Source organism: Streptococcus sp. 27098_8_74, assembly GCF_041431705.1.
Taxonomy (GTDB): Bacteria; Bacillota; Bacilli; order Lactobacillales; family Streptococcaceae; genus Streptococcus; species Streptococcus salivarius_E.
In genome coordinates, this window is the sequence record NZ_JAPVYF010000004.1 from 1 (window position 1) to 18596 (window position 18596).

Genomic DNA, 18596 nt, shown 5'->3' on the forward strand with positions numbered 1-18596 from the left:
CAAGGGCTATAAGCCCATAATACCAGCCAGCGCCTAAAGACGCTGGCTTTCACTTTGTTCAAGCCTTATTGCTTTTGACTCGTCACAAGCCTCTCAAAGAGGCATTCGCATTACTTACCGTTATCCCTAAAGGGATTTTCATATTCTTTCACGCTTAATTTATCCAAAGCGATATCATGCTTCTCTTGTTCCTGAATATATTTCTTAATTGTGGCTTCATTAAGTCCTACCGTACTTACATAATAACCTTCTGCCCAAAAATGTCTGTTCCCAAATTTATATTTTAAATTGGCGTGTTTATCAAACATCATTAATGCACTTTTACCTTTTAAATATCCCATAAAACTAGCTACACTCATTCGTGGTGGAATACTTACTAACATATGGACATGATCTGGCATTAAGTGGCCTTCTATTATTTCAACGCCTTTATATTGGCATAGTCTATGAAAAATCTCTCCCAGACTACTCCTATATTGATTATAGATTATTTTTCGTCTATACTTAGGTGTAAATACAATGTGGTACTTACACATCCATTTTGTATGTGATAAACTGTGAGCTTTTTGCGCCATAGTCTTAACTCCTTTCGTTTTACAATTGGCTTGAACACCTATATTGTAACTCGTTTGGAGTTTTTTTGTTATGACGGTATAACCTTCGATGCGCACCCGCATAGCGGGTGGTTTATCTGTTTCGCATCTTCGGAGCGAAACGGACTTAAAGTCACATAACAAAAATCCGAGAAGCTGATTCTCGGATTTCTTTTTTATTTAACAGCGGTGAGGAGATAATCACCAGTGTTAACACGAGCTTCTTTAGTTGTTAAGACATCATCAAAGTCAGCTGTATTGGTTACAATGACTGGTGTGATAACTGGTAATTTAGCCTCTCGGATAGTTGCTAGGTCAAATTCTATAAGTTTTTGTCCTGCTTCTACAACTTGACCTGCTTCCACATAGGTCTTGAAGCCTTTACCAGCAAGAGAAACAGTATCCATACCAATATGAATGAGAAGCTCTGCACCATTTTCAGTTGTCAAACCAATCGCATGACCAGTAGGGAAGACTAAATTAACAGTTGCCTTAGCTGGTGCGACCACTACCCCATCAGTAGGGTCAATAGCGATACCTTTACCCATAGCTCCTGAGGCAAAGACTTGGTCAGGAACTTGGTCAAGTGGGACAACATTCCCGATAAGTGGGCTCGCAATAATTTCTTGTTGAATTTCTTTAGGAGCAGGTGCAGCTTCTTCAGCTTTTTCCTCAACCTTAGCTGCTCCACCACCGTATAGATTTGGTACTCGCACAAAGAGTTGGATGAGGAAGGCAAGAACACCACCCACAATGGCAATAATAATGGCAAAGATAACTTTAGAAAGGTTACCATCCGGTCCAATAAGGCTTGGGAAGACAAAAACACCCAGACCACCTATTGAATACGTCTTAATATCTAGGGCCATCATGGCAGCCCCCATAAGTCCTGAAACACCACATGAAATGTAGAATGGTGTTTTCATTGGAAGAGTCACCCCATAGATAGCAGGTTCTGTTACACCAAAAATAGATGAAACAAAGGCTGGCATAGAAATGATACGGACTTTTTCTTCTTTTGTCTTAAGCATGATAGCCCCCAATACACCTGTTTGCGTGAAACATGGAAGGATAGCTGCTGAAAGAATCGTAGAACTTCCGTTTGTTGCCACATCTAAGATAGCAAGGGGAACAAGCGCCCAGTGCATTCCGAACATAACCAAGACTTGCCATAGGATACCAAGTACAAGACCAAAGACAATCGGACTAAAGTTCATAATCGCTTGGAAAAGACTTGTCAATCCATCAGAGAAAGTGTTGGCAATTGGTCCCACCACCAAGAATGTTAATGGTACTGTAATGAGCAATGTAAAGAAAGGTACTACGAAGACTTTAATGACATCTGGAGTAATCTTAGTAAAGAATTTTTGAATGTATGAAGCCACCCAGATTGCCAAGATAGAAGGCATTACAGTTGAGAGGTAGCCCCCTGCAGGAAGCGCAAATGGAATAACTCCTAGAACATGACCTTGACCAGCTTTCTGAAGAGCAGTCACCAGCGTAGCAATATCAGGATAAACAAGTGCTCCTGCAATCGCAATAGCTGTAAACTCATTAACCTTGAAACGACGAGCAGAAGTCAAGGCAATCAAGATTGGCAAGAACTGGAAGAAACCATCCCCCGCCGCATTAAGGATGACATACATAGGGCTTGTTGCAGCTGACAGGCCACATGCTGCCATGACAGCGACTATTCCTTTGATAATCCCGGCTGCAGCCAAAGGCCCAAGGAAAGGTTGGAAAATACTTGATACCAAAGATACAAAGCGGTCAAAGAGATTTCCCTTTGGTGCATCCCCCTCATCAAGATCAAGACTTCCACCTGCTGGAAGACCACCAACTTGGAGAACCTCCGCATAAACATCAGGCACATGGTTACCGATAACCACCTGATATTGTCCACCTGCCTTAACAACAGTAACAACTCCGTCACGGTTCTTAAGGTAGTCATCATCTGCTTTAGATTCATCTTTCAAATCAAAGCGCAAACGTGTCACACAGTGTTTCAAGCTATTGACATTTTCCTTGCCACCAACGTGTTTGAGAATGTCCTCAGCTAATTCAGTATATTTAGCCATAAGGGCTCCTTTCTTGTCTAGGATTCTAGTTTTCTTTGAGGCTTTTTCAACGAAAAAAACCTAAATAAATACCAAGAACCAATTGGGATAAGCATACACTACTCCCATTAGTTTTTCGTATTTATCTAGGTTTTGCCTGCTGACCAGTAACAATCCTTTTGCTATGGTTCTATCTTATCAGAGTCCAAACATTTTTGCAAGCCCTTACATAATTGTTTTTTGTTTTTGAAGGTAAAATCTTGACCAAGAGTATAAGTCATGATAAACTATTGTTAGTTTATAAACTAACAGAAAGAGAGTTACACGATGAAAACAAGAGCAATTATTGAATTTAAAGATACATACGCTAGCATGGAATGCCACAAGCTTGGTTACCAAACCAAGGAAACTGCCTTGGCTATTATTTCCCCTACTGGACATATTCTATCGAGTACACCGCTTTTCAGAAAGGCATATGGTTCGAACACTGCTCACATCGACCAGCTTCCTTTCAATATAGATAATCTCAGTATCACAGCAAGAGGTCTCAGTAAAAAAGCCAAAGCCAACTTGGAAGATTGGATTGCCCATACTATCATTCTTCCAATGGACTATGATAAGTACTTTACTAAGCATCAAGAACTTTTGCACCTCTTAGCAGAGTCATCAATCGTCGAGTCTGTCCAAGCTTTAACTTATAAGACAGTTAAGATTCATTTTTCTCAAGCCCTCAATGATGAGCATATTCGCCAACTTCAAGGTTTCATTCTTGCTCAGGCAGGAATCTATAGCTATATTGGGACATCTACAATTTCAGACCGAAATGCCTACCAGGCTCTTGAATGGGCCAAACTTGATGTTAATGGTCGCTCACACAACGATCATAAGCCTGCTATTTTCCATCGTAGCAAGGGCCTCTTAGGTGGTTTCTTTCACCACGGAAACCAAGAAAGTATTGCATAACTAATAACTGGGACACCTTGTGTCCTTTTTTGCAATAAAAAACTCACCATAAAGGTGAGCTAAATTGATTTATTTGCTGTGTTTCCAGTTACTATAGATACTAAATACGACAATCCAGATAGCTGCTCCAATAGCTCCGACAACTGTTGACTTTTGCAAGAAGAGACAAACAAAGACGAAGATAAAGAAAAGGATAGTCAATGGATTAAGAATCTTGTAGGTTGGCATAAGGAATCCATCTGCCATAAACTCTTGAGATTTACGGTACTTGAGATGAGCAAGCATAGTCAAGATATAGATGGCAATGTAGACACCTGATGATGATGCAGTAATCAAAGCAAAGGCATCAGATACACCAGGCAAGACATTGATGAAGGCTGAAACACATACCACAATGGCTGAAACAATGATGGCACGTGAAGGAATACCATTACGTGACAAAGTATCTAGCTTCAAAGCTTTCATGACTTTACTATTTGGTGTTTCCTTAGCAATTTGGAAGAGGTGACGACCTGTTGAGTAAAGTGTTGAATTCAATGATGACGCCGCTGCTGTCAAGACAACAAAGTTAATGAAGGCTGCTGCCCACTTGATACCAGCCATTTGGAAGACCGTTACGAACGGTGATTCATTAACTGGAAGTTTTTGCCATGGGAAGATAGCCATGAGGGCAATGAGGGCACCCACATAGAAGATGACAATACGAATCGGAATCTCCTTAATTGCCTTTGGTAAGACCTTACGTGGATTTGCTGTCTCCGATGTTGTAATCCCTACAAATTCGATTGCTTGGTAAGCAAAGAAGACCATTTGGAAGGTCATAACAAAGCTTACCCAACCTTTAGGAAACATCTGGAAGCCGTGTGTAATATTGGCAAGGCTAGCATGTCCAGCAGGCGTTTTAAAGTTGGTTGCTACCATGAAGATACCTGTTGCGATAAGAGCAAGAATGGTGATAATCTTGATCATCCCAAACCAAAACTCAACTTCTCCGAAAATCTTAACCGCAATCAGGTTAACCGAGCTCAGGATAATCAAGAAGACAATCTGAATCTGCCAGGCAGGCCAACTTGGGAACCAATATTGGACATAAGTTGATACGGCCGTAATTTCTGCCATCCCGAGGAATATCAGTGATACCCAGTAAGACCAACCCGAGAAGAATCCCCAGCCCTTACCAAGGTATTTGGTAATAAAGTTGATAAAGGTGTGTTGGTCAGGATCCATATAGAGCATCTCACCGATCGCTCGCATCATAAGATACATGAAGATACCAGTTAGTATATATACTAAGATGATTGAAGGTCCTGTTAGGGAAAGGGAACGCCCCGCCCCAAGGAAGAGACCTGTACCGATTGTACCAGCGATGGCAATCAGCTGGACATGACGGTTTTGAAGACCACGCACCATCCCATTCTCAGTCTGGTTGTCGTCGTCTTTATGATGTTGCTTTTGCGACATTTTTTTCACTCCAATTCTATTAATCAAGACTCATTGAGTCCTGCAATTTTTAACATAACTTATATTGTACCATTTTTGAAACAATTTGTCAATATTATACAGAATATTCAGAATTTTATACTTCAAAACAAGGGCTTGGAAAACTTCCAAACCCTTGTTACTAGTTATTATGATTCAGGATCATCAAGGCTACGACCATGCAAGCCTTTTTCACGTTGTATTTGACGTAGTTTCTCAGGTGTCACATCGTTACCTTCTTCGTCAACCACTTTAATTCCTTCGATGTGGTGACGAACTGAGCGACGATAACCCTCAATGTATTCCTCACGAAGTTTTGCTTGTTCTACCGCTTCTTCTGGCGTCAAACCTTCTGTTTTTTTCTTTTTAGCAAGCTCATTGATACGAGCAATTTTTTTAGGATCCATTCCCTTTTACCTCTATTTTGTATTCAATTGATTAAAGGCTGCAACAGCTTTGGCTTTAGCCACAAGACCCGAAAGAAGGGCCAAACGGTTATTTTTAACAGCCTCATCTTCTGCCATAACCATGGTATTGTCAAAGAAGGCATCGATGACTGGGCTAAGAGCAAAGAGCTGAGCCAATTTGTCACTAGCTGAACCAGTCAATTCAAGCTCTTCAATCGCTTTAGAAAGGGCTTTTTCTTGGTCATTTTCAAAGAGACTGGCATCGACTGCTACTGAAGCATCTGCTTTTTCTGCCAAGTTGAAGGCACGTGAGAGTGATTCAACAGCCGCCTTGTAACCATCAGCCTTAGCAGCTTCTGAGAGGGCGTCAGCTGCTTCAAGCATATCTGCCACGACAAAGTTTGAACCAGCAAGAACGGCTTCCTTGATATCTTTAGATGTGCGTCCCATCATCTTATCCACACGCGCTTTGATGAAGTTGATGACTTCTGCTTGATTGTCATAAGAAAGACTATCAAATGAAAGGGCGTAAAGGCTGTCGATCAACTCATCCATAGGGATGTGCCAACCAAAAGCATCCAAGATACGAACAATCCCTTGTGTTGCACGACGAAGCGCATAAGGGTCATTTGAACCTGATGGAATCAAGCCAACTGAGAAGAATGAAAGGAGGGTATCCAATTTATCTGCAAGCGCAAGGATAGCACCAACCTTAGTCTCTGGAAGGGCACCATCTGCTGAATCAGGAAGGTAGTGCTCACGGATAGCTGTCGCAACCGCAGCATCCTCACCAGCAAGGAGGGCGTATTTTTCACCCATGATTCCTTGCAATTCATCGAACTCTCCGACTATACCAGTCAAGAGGTCAAATTTATAGATTTCAGCTGCACGCGCTACGGCTGCCGTTTCTTCGGCAGTCAAACCAGCTTGCTCAGCCAAGGAAGCGGCAATGACACCAGCACGGGCCATGTGTTCTGAGAGAGAACCGATTTTTTCATGGAAAGTCACGTTAGCCAATTTAGCAACGAGGTCTTCAATCTTAAGTTTTTGGTCTTCACGCCAGAAGAATTCACCATCTTCAAGACGGGCCACCAATACTTTTTCATTTCCTCGGATAACATTTTCCAAGTGCTCAGCGTTACCATTACGGACTGAGATGAAGTTTGGTTTAAGCTTACCGTCAAGGTCACGTACAACAAAGTAACGTTGGTGCGTTTCCATTGATGTCACCAAGACTTCTTCTGGAACGTCCAAATACTTGGTATCGAAACTTCCCATAAATGCAGTTGGGTATTCGACCAAGTTCAAGACTTCATTCAAAAGTCCTTCCTCGATTTGGACTTGAACACCTTGTTCTGCTTCGATAGCTTTGATTTGCTCACGAATCATGTTTTCACGTTCTTTGCTATCCGCAATCACGTAAACAGTACGAAGGTCTTCCTCATAAGAATCCGCATTGGTAATTTCCACTTCATGTCCAAGGAAACGATGTCCACGACTCACACGACCTGACTTGATATCCAAGAAGTCAAGGTCAAGCGCTTCGTCGCCCAAAAGAACTGTCAAGGTGTGAACTGGGCGAATGTATTCAAATGTGTTGTTAGCCCAGTGCATGCTGACAGGGAAAGTCAATGAAGCAAGCACTTCTGGAACGCCAACCAAAACTTCTTTAGCAGGTTTTCCAGCTTCGTGTTTAGTAACATAAACGTACTCTTCACCTTTGACTTCACGGAATTCGATATCGTCAACAGTCAAGCCTTTCCCACGGACAAATCCTTGCGCAGCTTTTGAGAAGTTACCTTCTGCATCCAAAGCGATTTTCTTAGAAGGGCCTTTAAAATCTTCGGTCAAATCGGATTGTTGATCAGCCAAACCAATCACACGGACTGCCAAACGGCGTGGTGTTGAGAAGGTTTGAATGCTTTCGTATGAGAGACGGTTATCATCCAAGAAGGCTGCCATTTTCTCCCCGAGTTGTTTTTCACTTGGTGTGACAACGTAGGCTGGCAACTCTTCAAGTCCAAGTTCTACTAATAAGTTTTTTGTCATGTTTCTTCCTTTACAAAATTCTTTTTTGATAGGCGCCTTAGGTACTGGGGACGTTGCTAACTAACTTTGTGAGGCTGTATGGAAATCTGGTGTCTCCTTGACATAGATTTCCAACAGTCTCATCAAAGTGGATTTAGCTAACTGATTTTTGAACCTAACGTTTCAAAAATCCCCATATACCAGTACAGCGGCGCCTATCCCTTTAGCAAGTCTTCGACTTGCCTCTGGGTAGCCATGTGGGCTCACTTTGTTTGCCCATTTTCCATTCTTGTAACGCTTATTATTCTTCCTCTTCTGCTAGAAGTTTTACGCGTGTGGCTTCGTCGAGAAGTGGGTAACCAAGTTTTTTACGTTCTGCGACGAAGGTTTTGGCTACAACACGGGCCAAGTTACGGATGCGGGCAATGTAGCCAGCGCGTTCTGTAACGGATACCGCTCCACGAGCATCAAGCAAGTTGAAGGTATGTGAACATTTCAAAACATAGTCATAAGCTGGGTGAACCAGACCCAATTCCAAGGCACGTCCTGCTTCTTTTTCAAATTTTTCGAAGTTTTCAAGAAGCATATCTTGATCAGAAACTTCAAAGCTGTATTTTGAGTGTTCGTATTCTGGTTGAAGGAAAATTTCTCCGTATTTAACCCCTGGAGCCCACTCAATATCATAAACAGAATCTACTTCTTGGATATAAGAAGCCAAACGCTCTAACCCATAAGTGACCTCAGCGGTAACAGGACCAGTTGCCAAACCACCAACTTGTTGGAAATAAGTGAACTGTGTGATTTCCATACCGTCAAGCCAAACTTCCCAACCAAGACCAGCTGAACCAGTTGATGGGTTTTCCCAGTTATCTTCAACGAAACGAATATCGTGTTCCAAAGGATTGATGCCCAATTTTTCCAATGACTCAAGGTAGAGCTCTTGGATGTTTGATGGAGAAGGTTTCATAACCACTTGGAATTGGTGGTGTTGGTAAAGGCGGTTTGGGTTTTCCCCGTAACGACCATCTGCTGGACGACGAGATGGCTCTACATAAGCCGCATTCCATGGCTCAGGACCAATGGCACGAAGGAAGGTGTAAGGACTCATGGTTCCCGCACCTTTTTCGTTATCATAAGCCTGCATGAGCATACAACCCTGGTCATTCCAGTATTGTTGCAAAGTCAAAATAATTTCTTGAAATGTTAATTTCTTAGACATTGAATACTCCTTGATTAAAAATGATTTCTTGCGACACGAGTCTGCCTCGTCGATTATACGAGGCAGGACGAGTTAGTACTGCGTCTAGCTCAGGCACCCTAGTGCTGAGCGTGGGGCAGTCCGACTGTAAGGAGGTCTCTGCCACTGACGCAGTGGAAGGTTAGTTTTTTAGACATTATTTACTCCTTTAATTTATATTATCTTTTTAGGTTTATTTATCAAGCAACCAAGAAAAAGCTGGATCCTGAAAAATATGACGTTTGGGAATAGTTTGTAAATTCTGATCGCATTCATCTATTGTACCTAATTTCAAAGCACAGACTTCTGGTATATTTTCTTGAACAGTGAAAATTTGACTATGACAGTTCTGGCAGTAATAACGCTGTTTTCCTGGAGAAGAACTATACGTAACAAGCTTTTCTTTTCCATGCAATACTAGATTTTTACTGCTAACTTTAGCATTAACTGTATAGGCAGACGCAGTTGCTTTCCGACAGAATGAACAGTGGCAGAAAACTAATTCAGATAATTCCTCATCTAGAGTGTAAGTCACTGCTTTACATAAACAAGATCCTTTAAGCATTGTACTCCTTTCTACTTAGGCATTAGATAAATTCAAAAAGAACCGAATTTCAACACCCAAGCCTTGCGACTAGGGGCGTCAGAAACGCGGTTCCACCCTAATTTATTACTTCATTTTATCTGTTTGTCTTCAGCCATTTGCTGAGAGAAAGCGCCACTTGCCTACTTTGCTCTACTTGGCTTCCACTGTCCCAAGCTCGCTAGAAAAACGCCATAAGCCCTTCTTTCTTGTCAGTATTATAGCAGAAATAGAGAAACTTGTAAAATAAAATTCTAATCCTTCTTACTAATCCCCATTTCCTGACGAACATGCGCATGGGAGTCTTCATGGAGAATATCATTATCAAGAATTGAGGCTTCTCGAAGTTCTTCGGCCTTTTTCTTGTCCCGATGGGTCAAGTCTTGATTGGGATCATAAGCTTTCTCAACGATAGACAAAAGATGATTTCGAATTTCCTTTTCCTTACGAATCTTAGCTTTTTTGCGGTAGCTAGCAACAACTAGCACTACCAACATCAGCATTCCCAGATAACCGATAATAGGATACATAACCGCTACCAGTTGACGGAAGCCCATGAAGGAAATAGCAAAACCAGCAAGGGCAAATGCGGCCACAAAGAACTTGAAGCGTTTCTCACTACCTGCTGAGAAGCGTTTCCCAAGGGCATAGTAGAGACTAAAGACGGTATTAAAAATCAAACCAAAGATCACCAAGGCGTAAAGTGTCGCAAAGATAGGATTCACTTCCTTAGCAATAGCCAACATAGGAACATCCGAGCTAGCAATTTTATCACTGTTAGCAAAGAGGATCAATGTTGTGACAAAGAAAATCACACCAACCATAAATCCTCCCCAGGCTCCACTCTTTTCGGCTTCATTGATTTTGAGAATAGAGCCACCCATGACAAAGGCCATGGCTATGGCTGACATGACACAAACGGCAAAATAATTAACCACAGACAGCCAAACACTTGGAAAGGGAGATTGAATGGTTTGCGACACCTTATCCATCTCGGCAAAATCCCAGTGACGCCCTAAAACATTGGTCACGAATATCATGGCAATCATAACCAAAATCATAGGGGTAAAAATTCCAATAACACCAATGATTTTTTTGAAATCTAGGAAACTCACAAAGATAGTCAGAACTGTACACAGGAAGGCACCTACCCAAATCGGAAAGCCGAACTGTTGGTTTAGGTTAGCCCCTGCCCCCGCTGTCATAACAAAGCCAAACAGGAAACAAGTGATAATCAAAGCGATATCCAAAATACGGTAGATAACAGGGTGACTGATTTCTGCCAGGACTACTGAGTGATCGTCTGAGCGGTAATAACTTCCCAGAGCAATCATGAGTCGCCCAAAGCCAACATGCAAAACTCCTAGAACTATGACACCTATCAGTCCCCAGGCTCCAAAACTAACAAAATACTGTAAGAGGTCCTGTCCTGAAGATACCCCTGCACCAATCATTACACCGACATAGGCCAGGGCAATGCTCCAAATACGTTTTGACATATTACCTCCTGTAAAATACAAAGTATTTTTATTTTACACTACTCTAACACCTTTGTAAAAATCAATAAAAAACAGCACTTTCATAAGAAAGTGCTACTCATACTCTTATTTTTCCCAACCTTTTCGTCCATCAACAAAGGTTGCTTGTAATTCCAAGGAGTCATCTAATACAATAAAATCAGCTGGTAAACCTGCTTTTAGGCTTCCGCAAGTATTTTCAAGCCCAACCGATTTAGCTGGAACACTAGTGGCCATTTGTAAGGCTTGAGCAACTGTCACAAGTCCCCAATCAACCACATGTTTGACTCCGTCTTTAAGTTGTAAGATAGATCCAGCTAGATTACCACCTTCTTTGAGGCGGGCGGTACCATTTTCAACAATAACAGGAAGTTCGCCTAACATATAGTCGCCGTCCGGACAGCCTCCCGCTGACATACAGTCTGTAATTAGGGCAACTCCTTGAGGTGTCTTTTGCTTGATAAGAACTTTACAAGCTGCAGGGACCACGTGATGACCATCTGCAATCAGCTCACCAATAGTTTCTGGACTATCGAAGGCTGCCCCAACCATACCTGGCTCACGGTGGGTAAAGCCACGCATCCCGTTGTAGACGTGAACCCAAACGGACGCCCCAGCTTCCACTGCTGCCATGGCTTCTTCATATGTGGCATTGGAATGACCTAGAGCGATGGTCACACCTTGCTTGGTTGCTTCTTGGATAAATTCAGCCACTCCCTCACGTTCAGGAGCAAGGGCCAATTTAATCAGTTTTCCTTGAGCCGCCTCCTGCCATTCCTTCAATTGTTCCACACTTGGATTGCCCATATACTTAGGATTTTGAGCTCCCTTGTAGGTTTCAGTGAAATAAGGTCCTTCAAAGAAGAGCCCTTGAATTTTGGCGCCAGTCTCCTTTCCAACCGTATTAGCTGTTGTTTGGCAAATAGCCTTCAACTCTTCAAATGGCGCTGTTAAAGCTGTCGGTAAGAAGGAGGTTACACCTGCTGAAAGCAAGGCTTGACTCATGCCTAGAAGACTTTCCTCAGAATTATCCATGACATCATAACCCGAAAATCCATGAATGTGAGTATCTACAAGACCTGGAGAAATCTGATAATCACTGTAATCTAGCACCTCTGCACCTTCTGGTACATTTTCCGTCCAGTCACCAAAACGGCTATCCTCAACCGCTAGGTAGCCACCTTCCTTGATTTTATGTTCAAAATAAAAACGCTTGGCTGAAATATAATAGGTCATAGGACCACCTCTCATCATTTTTCTATGTTTTTAATACGCTTTCATTATAACAAAAAAGCCGAGAAATTTTCTCGACTTTCTCTATTAAATCACACCTTCTGTAACCTTTTCAACAAGGTTAATCGCATGGTCTGCGATACGTGTGTAATGTGAGAGGTAATCAACATAGTTGATACCTGCTTGCGCAGTACACTCACCATTGTTAAGACGTTTGGTATGTATTTTACGCAATTGTTTTTCAAGTTTTTCCAACTCTTCATGGCGAAGGATGACTTGACCTGCAAGTACCTTATCGTCATCTACAACAACACGAATACTATCAAGGGCGATACGGTGAGTACGGTTGTAAACATCCGCAAGCTCAGCCTTGGCAGTATCAGAAAATTCAATTCCCTTATTATGAATGTGTTGTGAAAGGTTTGCACTTGCAACTGCAAGGTCACCAATACGCTCCAAGTCACGAACAGAGTCAAGCACACTTGCCAACACTTCATTTTCAGAAACGCTTAGAGATTCGTTAGAGATGTCAATCAAATAAGTTGTCAACTCTTCATCAATACTATTAACTGCTGTTTCATACTTCTCAACCTTATCGAAGTATTTTTCATCTCCCTTAGCAAAGAAAGCATAGGAAGCTTCCAAAGACTGGATGGCGTACGATGCCAAGTGCACCAATTCTTTCTTAGCATTACCAAGGGCGATAGCTGGTGCTTGTGTGATAAGCAAACGGTCCAAGTAGAGTGCTTCGTACTTGTTAATCTCATCTTCACCAGGAATAATCTTAGTCACAAGGTAAGCCAAGAGTCCGATGAATGGGAATTGAACAATAGTATTTGCGATGTTAAAAGTACCGTGAGCAAAGGCGATAGTCATCTCAGGTGTCAAACCAAGCACAGACTTAAACCATTGAATCAAGGCTGTGAATGGTACCAAGAGAATCAAACACAAGACCGTCCCAATGACGTTGAACAGGACGTGAGCCCCTGCCACACGTTTGGCTGCAATGTTTGAACCAAGAGCAGCTAGAACCGCTGTGATAGTCGTCCCGATATTATCCCCAAAAAGGATTGGAAGGGCACCTTGCAGATCAAGCAAACCACCCGAGTAGAGACTCTGAAGAATACCGATGGTCGCTGCTGACGACTGAATCAACATGGTCAAGCCAGCACCGATGATAACCCCCATGACTGGGCGATCACCCAAGGTTGCCAGGTAATCCTTAAAGGCTGTAACTGACTTCAAAGGCTCAACCGCATCTCCCATAAGGTTAAGGGCAAAGAAAATCCCCCCTACACCAAACAAGATACGACCTAGGTTATTGAGCTTCTTATTGCTTGTAAAGAAGAGAAGCGCAGCTCCCAGGAAAATCACTGGAAGGGCATAGTCACCAAGCTTGAAACCAATCATGAAGGAAGTTACGGTTGTCCCGATGTTTGCCCCCATGACAATACCAATAGCCTGACGAAGACTTAAAAGCCCTGCCGAAACCAGACCGACGACAATAACGGTAACCCCTGAACTCGACTGAATCAAGGCCGTCATGACAATACCAATCAAAACCCCTAAAAACGGGTTACTGGTATACTTATCGATGTAAAAACGCAACTTATCTCCGGCTGCTTGTTGAAGACCATCTCCCATGTACTTGATACTAAAAAGGAAAAGCCCCAAACCACCGAGGAAAGAAAACGCAATATCTTGCCAATTTACTGACACATTTTTGTCCTCATTATTTAAAATTTTTCGGTAAAACCGACCTTTCTATTGTATCGATTTATTAGGGAATAAACAAGGCTTTTCCACAAAATAATAGAAAGATCAGAAGAAAATCTGACCTTTCTAGATATCTCAATTAATCCACTTGAACATAACGGCGAACACCACTATAGCTGATGTAAGAAATCCAACTATGACCATCTTGATTAACCTTCATATCAAAGTTAATCTGATTACCTGCTTCTAAGTAAAATTCAACTGGAGCCGTATCACTAGGAGTATTCTTGACAGCCGTACGTTTGGTAAGCTTGTAGCTGCCAGATTCTGCAATACCACTATCAATTGGAAGTTGATTGTCAGTAACTGTCACGTCTTTAGGTAGCGTCATATTATCTGATTCTTTTAAGTAGACCTTTGTTCCTCCAGTACTGGTTACTTGAATGGTATCTTGTTCGTAGCTTGGACCAGAAATAGCTGCTTTTTTAGAGACAAAGCTAATATCTCCAACGATACCAGAGGTGTCCCCCCTATCTCTTGAGAGGGTGGCATCATACTTACCTGAGCCCTCTTGATAATTATCTTTCGGGTGCACATAATTGTGAACTGTCGCTTGGCCTTGTGCAGTTATATCTCCTACTAGGCTAGTATTGTTAAAGACCAGACGACTGCCATCACTAGACTTCCAAGTTCCGGCAATACTATCAAACCGACCACGCGCTACCGCACTCACATCCATATCCACAGTGGTCACTTGCGTATCCGTTTTAGCTTGAGCTTGACTGCTTGAAGTTTGACTATCACTTGAGCTCTTCGGAGCTTGAGATTGACTCGCTGAAGACTTAGGAGCCTGGGACTGGCTGCTTGAGGAAGCTGATGAACTCTTTGAAGATGATGATTGAGACTGACTGCTACTCGAACTTGGGGCAGAAGCCTTTTGACTACTTTGCGCGCTTGAAGATTCCGTCTTTGAACCCGAAGATTCCTTGACCTTAGCACTAGACTTGCTAGTCTTACCGCTATCTTTACTAGATGATTTAGCCTTACTTGATGAGGTCACCTGGCTGCTATTAGGCGTCTTATCTGCTGAACTGGATTCCTTATGGCTGGAACAGGCCGTCAGCAAAGCCATTGAGGAAAGGGTAACCATTGAAAGCACGATTGCTTGGGAAAATTTGTTTTTCATAATCATTTCCTCATTTCTAGTCTATCACATAAAGTAAAGATAGGACCTATGTCACAAGGAAACACAGGGTTCTCTCTACTTTTAAGGGAACAATCTTATCTACACTTTTATTATATCATTTTCTAATGTAAACGCTAACATATTAGCCTTGTAAATCCTAAAATAGAGATGAAAATATCTTGAATCCTTGTGATATAATAGAGACAAAAAATTGAAAGTTATACCATGACATTCTATCTTCTAGCACAAGTATTCTCAGCCATAGGTGCCCTATGTGTCGCTATATCCTCTTTTGCAAAATCAAAAAATAACATGCTCGTCTGGCAAATTACCGACTATATTTTTACTGCTATTGCCAACCTGCTTCTCGGAGGCTATACCGGTGCTTTAACCATTAGTATTTCCATCATACGTAATAGCCTGATGGTCAAAAAGAAGATGACCAAGACTATCTTGACCATCCTCATCATTATTCAAATCATCGTCGGAACCTATCTCAATCAACTTGGGATTGTTGGTTATTTACCTATCATCTCTTCAGTTTCCTATAGCCTAGCTATTGCTACCACACCAAACCTTCAATGGCTTCGCTGGGTCATTATTGAAAATATGTTACTTTGGCTAATTTACGATTTGACCATTCAGGCTTACCCAGCTGCCATCACTGATGTCACTATCACACTTACTACTCTCATTGCCATTATCAGAAATCGAAAAACCTTTAGCAAACAATAAAGCTAAAGGTCTTTTTCTTATAGAGCCCAAGTACGAATGGCGTGTGCCACACCTGCCTCGTCATTTGTCAAAGTCACATACTTACACAAAGCCTTAATGTCGTCACTCGCATTACCCATGGCAACGCTTTGACCGACGAATTGAAGCATTTCAAGGTCATTGGCAGCATCGCCTAGAGCCATGATTTGATCTGGGTTAATGTCAAGCTTTTCTGCTAAATGTTTAAGCCCGCTAGCCTTTGTTGCCCCTTGTGGCATGATTTCAAAGATATAGTCTTGACTACGAACTGTACTATAGCTCTGACTAAGTCCATCTTGCACGGCGTTTTGGAAGGCGTCCAAAGGTTCAGAATCAGCCATATACATGGCTTGGAAAATCACTTGACCTTCCGCAAAGATTTCTTCCAAACTCCTAGCTTTCGCTTCTGTGAAGACAGTGCCAGCATCATAAGCTACTAACTCAGGCACCTCATCGCCCACAACATAATAAGTCTTTTCTCCAGTCAAGGTTAGAGCCACCTCTGGAAAGTCTTCGCAAGCCTGCAAGAGTTCTTCCATTTCAGGGCGAGATAAACTTTCAGATTGCAGCAAGGTCCAATTTTTTGTCTCATAAGTTGAACAACCATTGTTCATGATAATATACTCTTCTTCACTCAATCCTAATTTCTCAAAATGTGGAAGAATGCCTGAACGTGGGCGTCCTGTACAAAGTACGATTTTAATGCCTGCCGCAGCTGCTTCTTGAATAGCCTTAATATTCTCTTCAGGAATCTCTTTTTGGCTATTTAAGAGCGTCCCGTCCATATCTATTGCAATGAGTTTCACTTGGTTCTGATTCATTTTACTCTCCTTCGACCCTAATAAGTATCATAAATAGTTAACTGATATTGTTCAATGATGCTGTTCAATTTATCCCCATAGGTTGTGTCCGTAGCGTAAACCCCTGTTAGGGCAGCTGTCGCATCCTTATAATTCTTAGTCTTGGAACGGTGTACCCCTACATAGTAGCTCCCCTCAAGGAAGTCTACGTAGTCCTGTAAAGAATTTTCCACAGAGCCATAAGAACGAAAAGCTGCATCAATATAGTAAGGATTGCCCTTACCATCATCCTCCCAGGTTGGTAGGGTCACACTTTGACCATTGTAGTCCCCCTTAATTCCAAAGAAGTTATAGGACGGCTTCTGACTCAAAGTAGATTGTCCAGAGTCAGATTCCAAGATGGCCTGAGCAATCATGACAGATGCATAAAGATCGTTTCTAGCCGCCAAATAGCGGGACGTCTCGCCAATCTCGGCAATAAAAGCAACCGTCGTCTCATCCGTAGATGTCATGTTTTTTTCCATGGTCAACCTTGGAAAATTTAAACTAGCTAGGAGTCCCAATAAGGCAAATAGCCCAATAAAAATCAGACTCCACTTCTGGAAAAATTTAGGAAAGAGCAAGAAAGACTTCTTTTTCTTTTTAGTTTTCTTAGGTCTAGCTTTCGACTTGCTTTTCTTTTTTCCTTTTGCCAATTGGTCACCCCCTCAATCATACTAACTCCTCTAAGTATATCAAAATTCACTAAAAAAGACCCAAACCAACCGGTTTAAGTCTTCATTATATTAAATGGCGTCTCCACCACGTTCACCAGTACGAATACGGATAGCACTCCAAATTGAAACAAAACCAGCTCCAGGTGTGATTGCAACTAGACCTGCTACCAAACCGGTTGAACCACCAACCAAGGATGGATGTCCTGTGACATGTTTTTCAATTGCCAACCATGAAAACATGCCTGCAGCAGCTGACACATGAGCGGTTACTAGCGTGTGAACTGCCAACCATTAGCAGCCAAGGCTGATCCTGCATAAAAGCCAAACCAACCAAACCATATGTGCAAAATATTTTATGTCAGATAATATAACACAAAACCACGAGACAAACAAGTGTATTTACGGAATTTTTTGATAATTCTTTCTTTTCTAACATCTTGTGTTGCCACAAAAAAGAGCCTTTAAACCCCATGAAAAAGGTTATAAAGCTCTTGCCTATTCATTTTTCGCTCTTTAGCAACGGTTTTTATAGCCTGATTAGGTTTCATTCCAGAGGCAATTAAAGCTTCTACAGCCTCTACCGGGGTAATATTTGATGTTAGATTTTCTTCCTTATCATTTTCAGAAGCTCCAGCCACAATCAGTAAACATTCACCCTTGAGAGGATTACTAGCAATATAATCTAAAACTTCTGAAATAGATCCTCGTTGGTACTCTTCATAAAGCTTGGTCAATTCTCGAACTAAAGTTACTTGACGGTTGCCATAGACCTCATGCATATTTTCAAGAGTATCCGCCACACGGTAAGGTGACTCGTAAAAAATCTGTGTCTCAGGATAAGACAGTTTTTCCTTGAAGAAATCAATCTGCTGTCCTTTTTTACGGGGTAGGAAGCCATAAAAAATATGAGGTTGGGGTGCTAAACCACTGGCAATCAAGGCTGTAATACCAGCCGATGCTCCCGGTAAGGCCACCACAGGAATATCCTCAGCAATGGCAGCTTTGACCAAATCATGCCCAGGATCCGAAATAGAAGGCATCCCCGCATCAGAAACCTGAGCCAAAGAAAGACCTGACTTCAAGCGCTCCAGTAAATCTGGAATTTTCTCATAAGCATTGTGCTCATGAAAAGAATACTGCTTGGTTTCAATCTCAAAATGCTTGAGCAAGAGACCCGTATTGCGCGTGTCCTCCGCACAAATAAGATCCACCTCTTTCAGGATTTGCACACTACGAAAAGTCATATCCTGCAAATTCCCAATAGGAGTGGGAACCAGATAGAGGGTACCGTAGCTAGATTGCCCCTTAAAACTCTTTTGAACCTGCAT

The 18596-nt window shown here is 42.0% G+C and carries 16 protein-coding genes and 1 pseudogene; 2 read left to right on the forward strand and 15 right to left on the reverse strand.

Annotation, left to right across the window (positions count from 1 at the left end; translation table 11 throughout):
* Nucleotides 1-110: 110 nt before the first annotated feature.
* Together tnpA and O3670_RS02150 are read right to left on the reverse strand one after the other, a co-directional pair.
* Nucleotides 111-575, reverse strand: coding sequence for an IS200/IS605 family transposase (tnpA, locus tag O3670_RS02145; RefSeq protein WP_002883780.1), 465 nt, complete (start codon nt 573-575; stop codon nt 111-113).
* Between the two features lie 194 nt (nt 576-769).
* Complete coding sequence (locus tag O3670_RS02150; protein ID WP_014634028.1) at nt 770-2671, reverse strand: beta-glucoside-specific PTS transporter subunit IIABC; 1902 nt, start codon at nt 2669-2671, stop codon at nt 770-772.
* Between the two features lie 306 nt (nt 2672-2977).
* Here O3670_RS02150 and O3670_RS02155 point away from each other — a divergent pair, with 306 nt between their 5' ends.
* Nucleotides 2978-3613, forward strand: a complete 636-nt coding sequence (locus O3670_RS02155) for a hypothetical protein (RefSeq protein ID WP_014634027.1) — start codon at nt 2978-2980, stop codon at nt 3611-3613.
* A 69-nt stretch (nt 3614-3682) separates the two neighbouring features.
* Here O3670_RS02155 and O3670_RS02160 read toward each other — a convergent pair whose 3' ends face one another.
* From O3670_RS02160 to O3670_RS02200, 9 genes are all read right to left on the reverse strand, one after another.
* On the reverse strand, nt 3683-5074 hold the full coding sequence (locus O3670_RS02160) for an amino acid permease (protein ID WP_014634026.1): 1392 nt from the start codon (nt 5072-5074) through the stop codon (nt 3683-3685).
* Between the two features lie 167 nt (nt 5075-5241).
* Complete coding sequence (locus O3670_RS02165; protein ID WP_045769030.1) at nt 5242-5499, reverse strand: DUF896 family protein; 258 nt, start codon at nt 5497-5499, stop codon at nt 5242-5244.
* Between the two features lie 12 nt (nt 5500-5511).
* Complete coding sequence (glyS, locus tag O3670_RS02170) at nt 5512-7548, reverse strand: glycine--tRNA ligase subunit beta (protein ID WP_347109865.1); 2037 nt, start codon at nt 7546-7548, stop codon at nt 5512-5514.
* 280 nt (nt 7549-7828) lie between these two features.
* On the reverse strand, nt 7829-8746 hold the full coding sequence (gene glyQ / locus O3670_RS02175; RefSeq protein WP_195950839.1) for a glycine--tRNA ligase subunit alpha: 918 nt from the start codon (nt 8744-8746) through the stop codon (nt 7829-7831).
* A gap of 211 nt (nt 8747-8957) precedes the next feature.
* Nucleotides 8958-9329: a GFA family protein gene (locus O3670_RS02180; RefSeq protein ID WP_002890241.1), complete on the reverse strand. Its 372-nt coding sequence runs from the start codon at nt 9327-9329 to the stop codon at nt 8958-8960.
* Nucleotides 9330-9601: 272 nt separating this feature from the next.
* The gene (locus tag O3670_RS02185; protein ID WP_195950843.1) at nt 9602-10846 is read right to left on the reverse strand and encodes a YkvI family membrane protein; all 1245 of its coding nucleotides are present in this window, start codon (nt 10844-10846) and stop codon (nt 9602-9604) included.
* A 105-nt stretch (nt 10847-10951) separates the two neighbouring features.
* Nucleotides 10952-12100 carry an N-acetylglucosamine-6-phosphate deacetylase gene (gene nagA, locus O3670_RS02190; RefSeq protein WP_371595746.1) on the reverse strand — a complete coding sequence of 383 codons (1149 nt, stop codon included), beginning with the start codon at nt 12098-12100 and terminating at the stop codon, nt 10952-10954.
* 84 nt (nt 12101-12184) lie between these two features.
* The gene (locus O3670_RS02195; RefSeq protein ID WP_002890237.1) at nt 12185-13816 is read right to left on the reverse strand and encodes a Na/Pi cotransporter family protein; all 1632 of its coding nucleotides are present in this window, start codon (nt 13814-13816) and stop codon (nt 12185-12187) included.
* Nucleotides 13817-13952: 136 nt separating this feature from the next.
* On the reverse strand, nt 13953-14999 hold the full coding sequence (locus tag O3670_RS02200) for an SH3 domain-containing protein (protein ID WP_037601978.1): 1047 nt from the start codon (nt 14997-14999) through the stop codon (nt 13953-13955).
* Between the two features lie 225 nt (nt 15000-15224).
* On the opposite strand from O3670_RS02200, the gene O3670_RS02205 reads away from it, so the two are divergent.
* The gene (locus O3670_RS02205) at nt 15225-15734 is read left to right on the forward strand and encodes a YgjV family protein (RefSeq protein WP_175057441.1); all 510 of its coding nucleotides are present in this window, start codon (nt 15225-15227) and stop codon (nt 15732-15734) included.
* A gap of 17 nt (nt 15735-15751) precedes the next feature.
* Here the strand turns inward: O3670_RS02205 and O3670_RS02210 are convergent, their stop codons facing one another.
* The 4 genes and pseudogenes from O3670_RS02210 to rsmI all read right to left on the reverse strand — a co-directional run bounded on the left by O3670_RS02210 (nt 15752) and on the right by rsmI (nt 18596).
* Entirely contained in the window at nt 15752-16573 is an 822-nt protein-coding gene (locus O3670_RS02210) for a Cof-type HAD-IIB family hydrolase (protein WP_060972511.1), read from the reverse strand.
* Nucleotides 16574-16590: 17 nt separating this feature from the next.
* Nucleotides 16591-17247, reverse strand: coding sequence for a glucosaminidase domain-containing protein (locus O3670_RS02215; RefSeq protein ID WP_002890229.1), 657 nt, complete (start codon nt 17245-17247; stop codon nt 16591-16593).
* A gap of 123 nt (nt 17248-17370) precedes the next feature.
* Nucleotides 17371-17609, reverse strand: a pseudogene (locus tag O3670_RS02220) (ammonium transporter); the annotation flags it as partial.
* Nucleotides 17610-17729: 120 nt separating this feature from the next.
* Complete coding sequence (gene rsmI, locus O3670_RS02225) at nt 17730-18596, reverse strand: 16S rRNA (cytidine(1402)-2'-O)-methyltransferase (RefSeq protein ID WP_155123812.1); 867 nt, start codon at nt 18594-18596, stop codon at nt 17730-17732.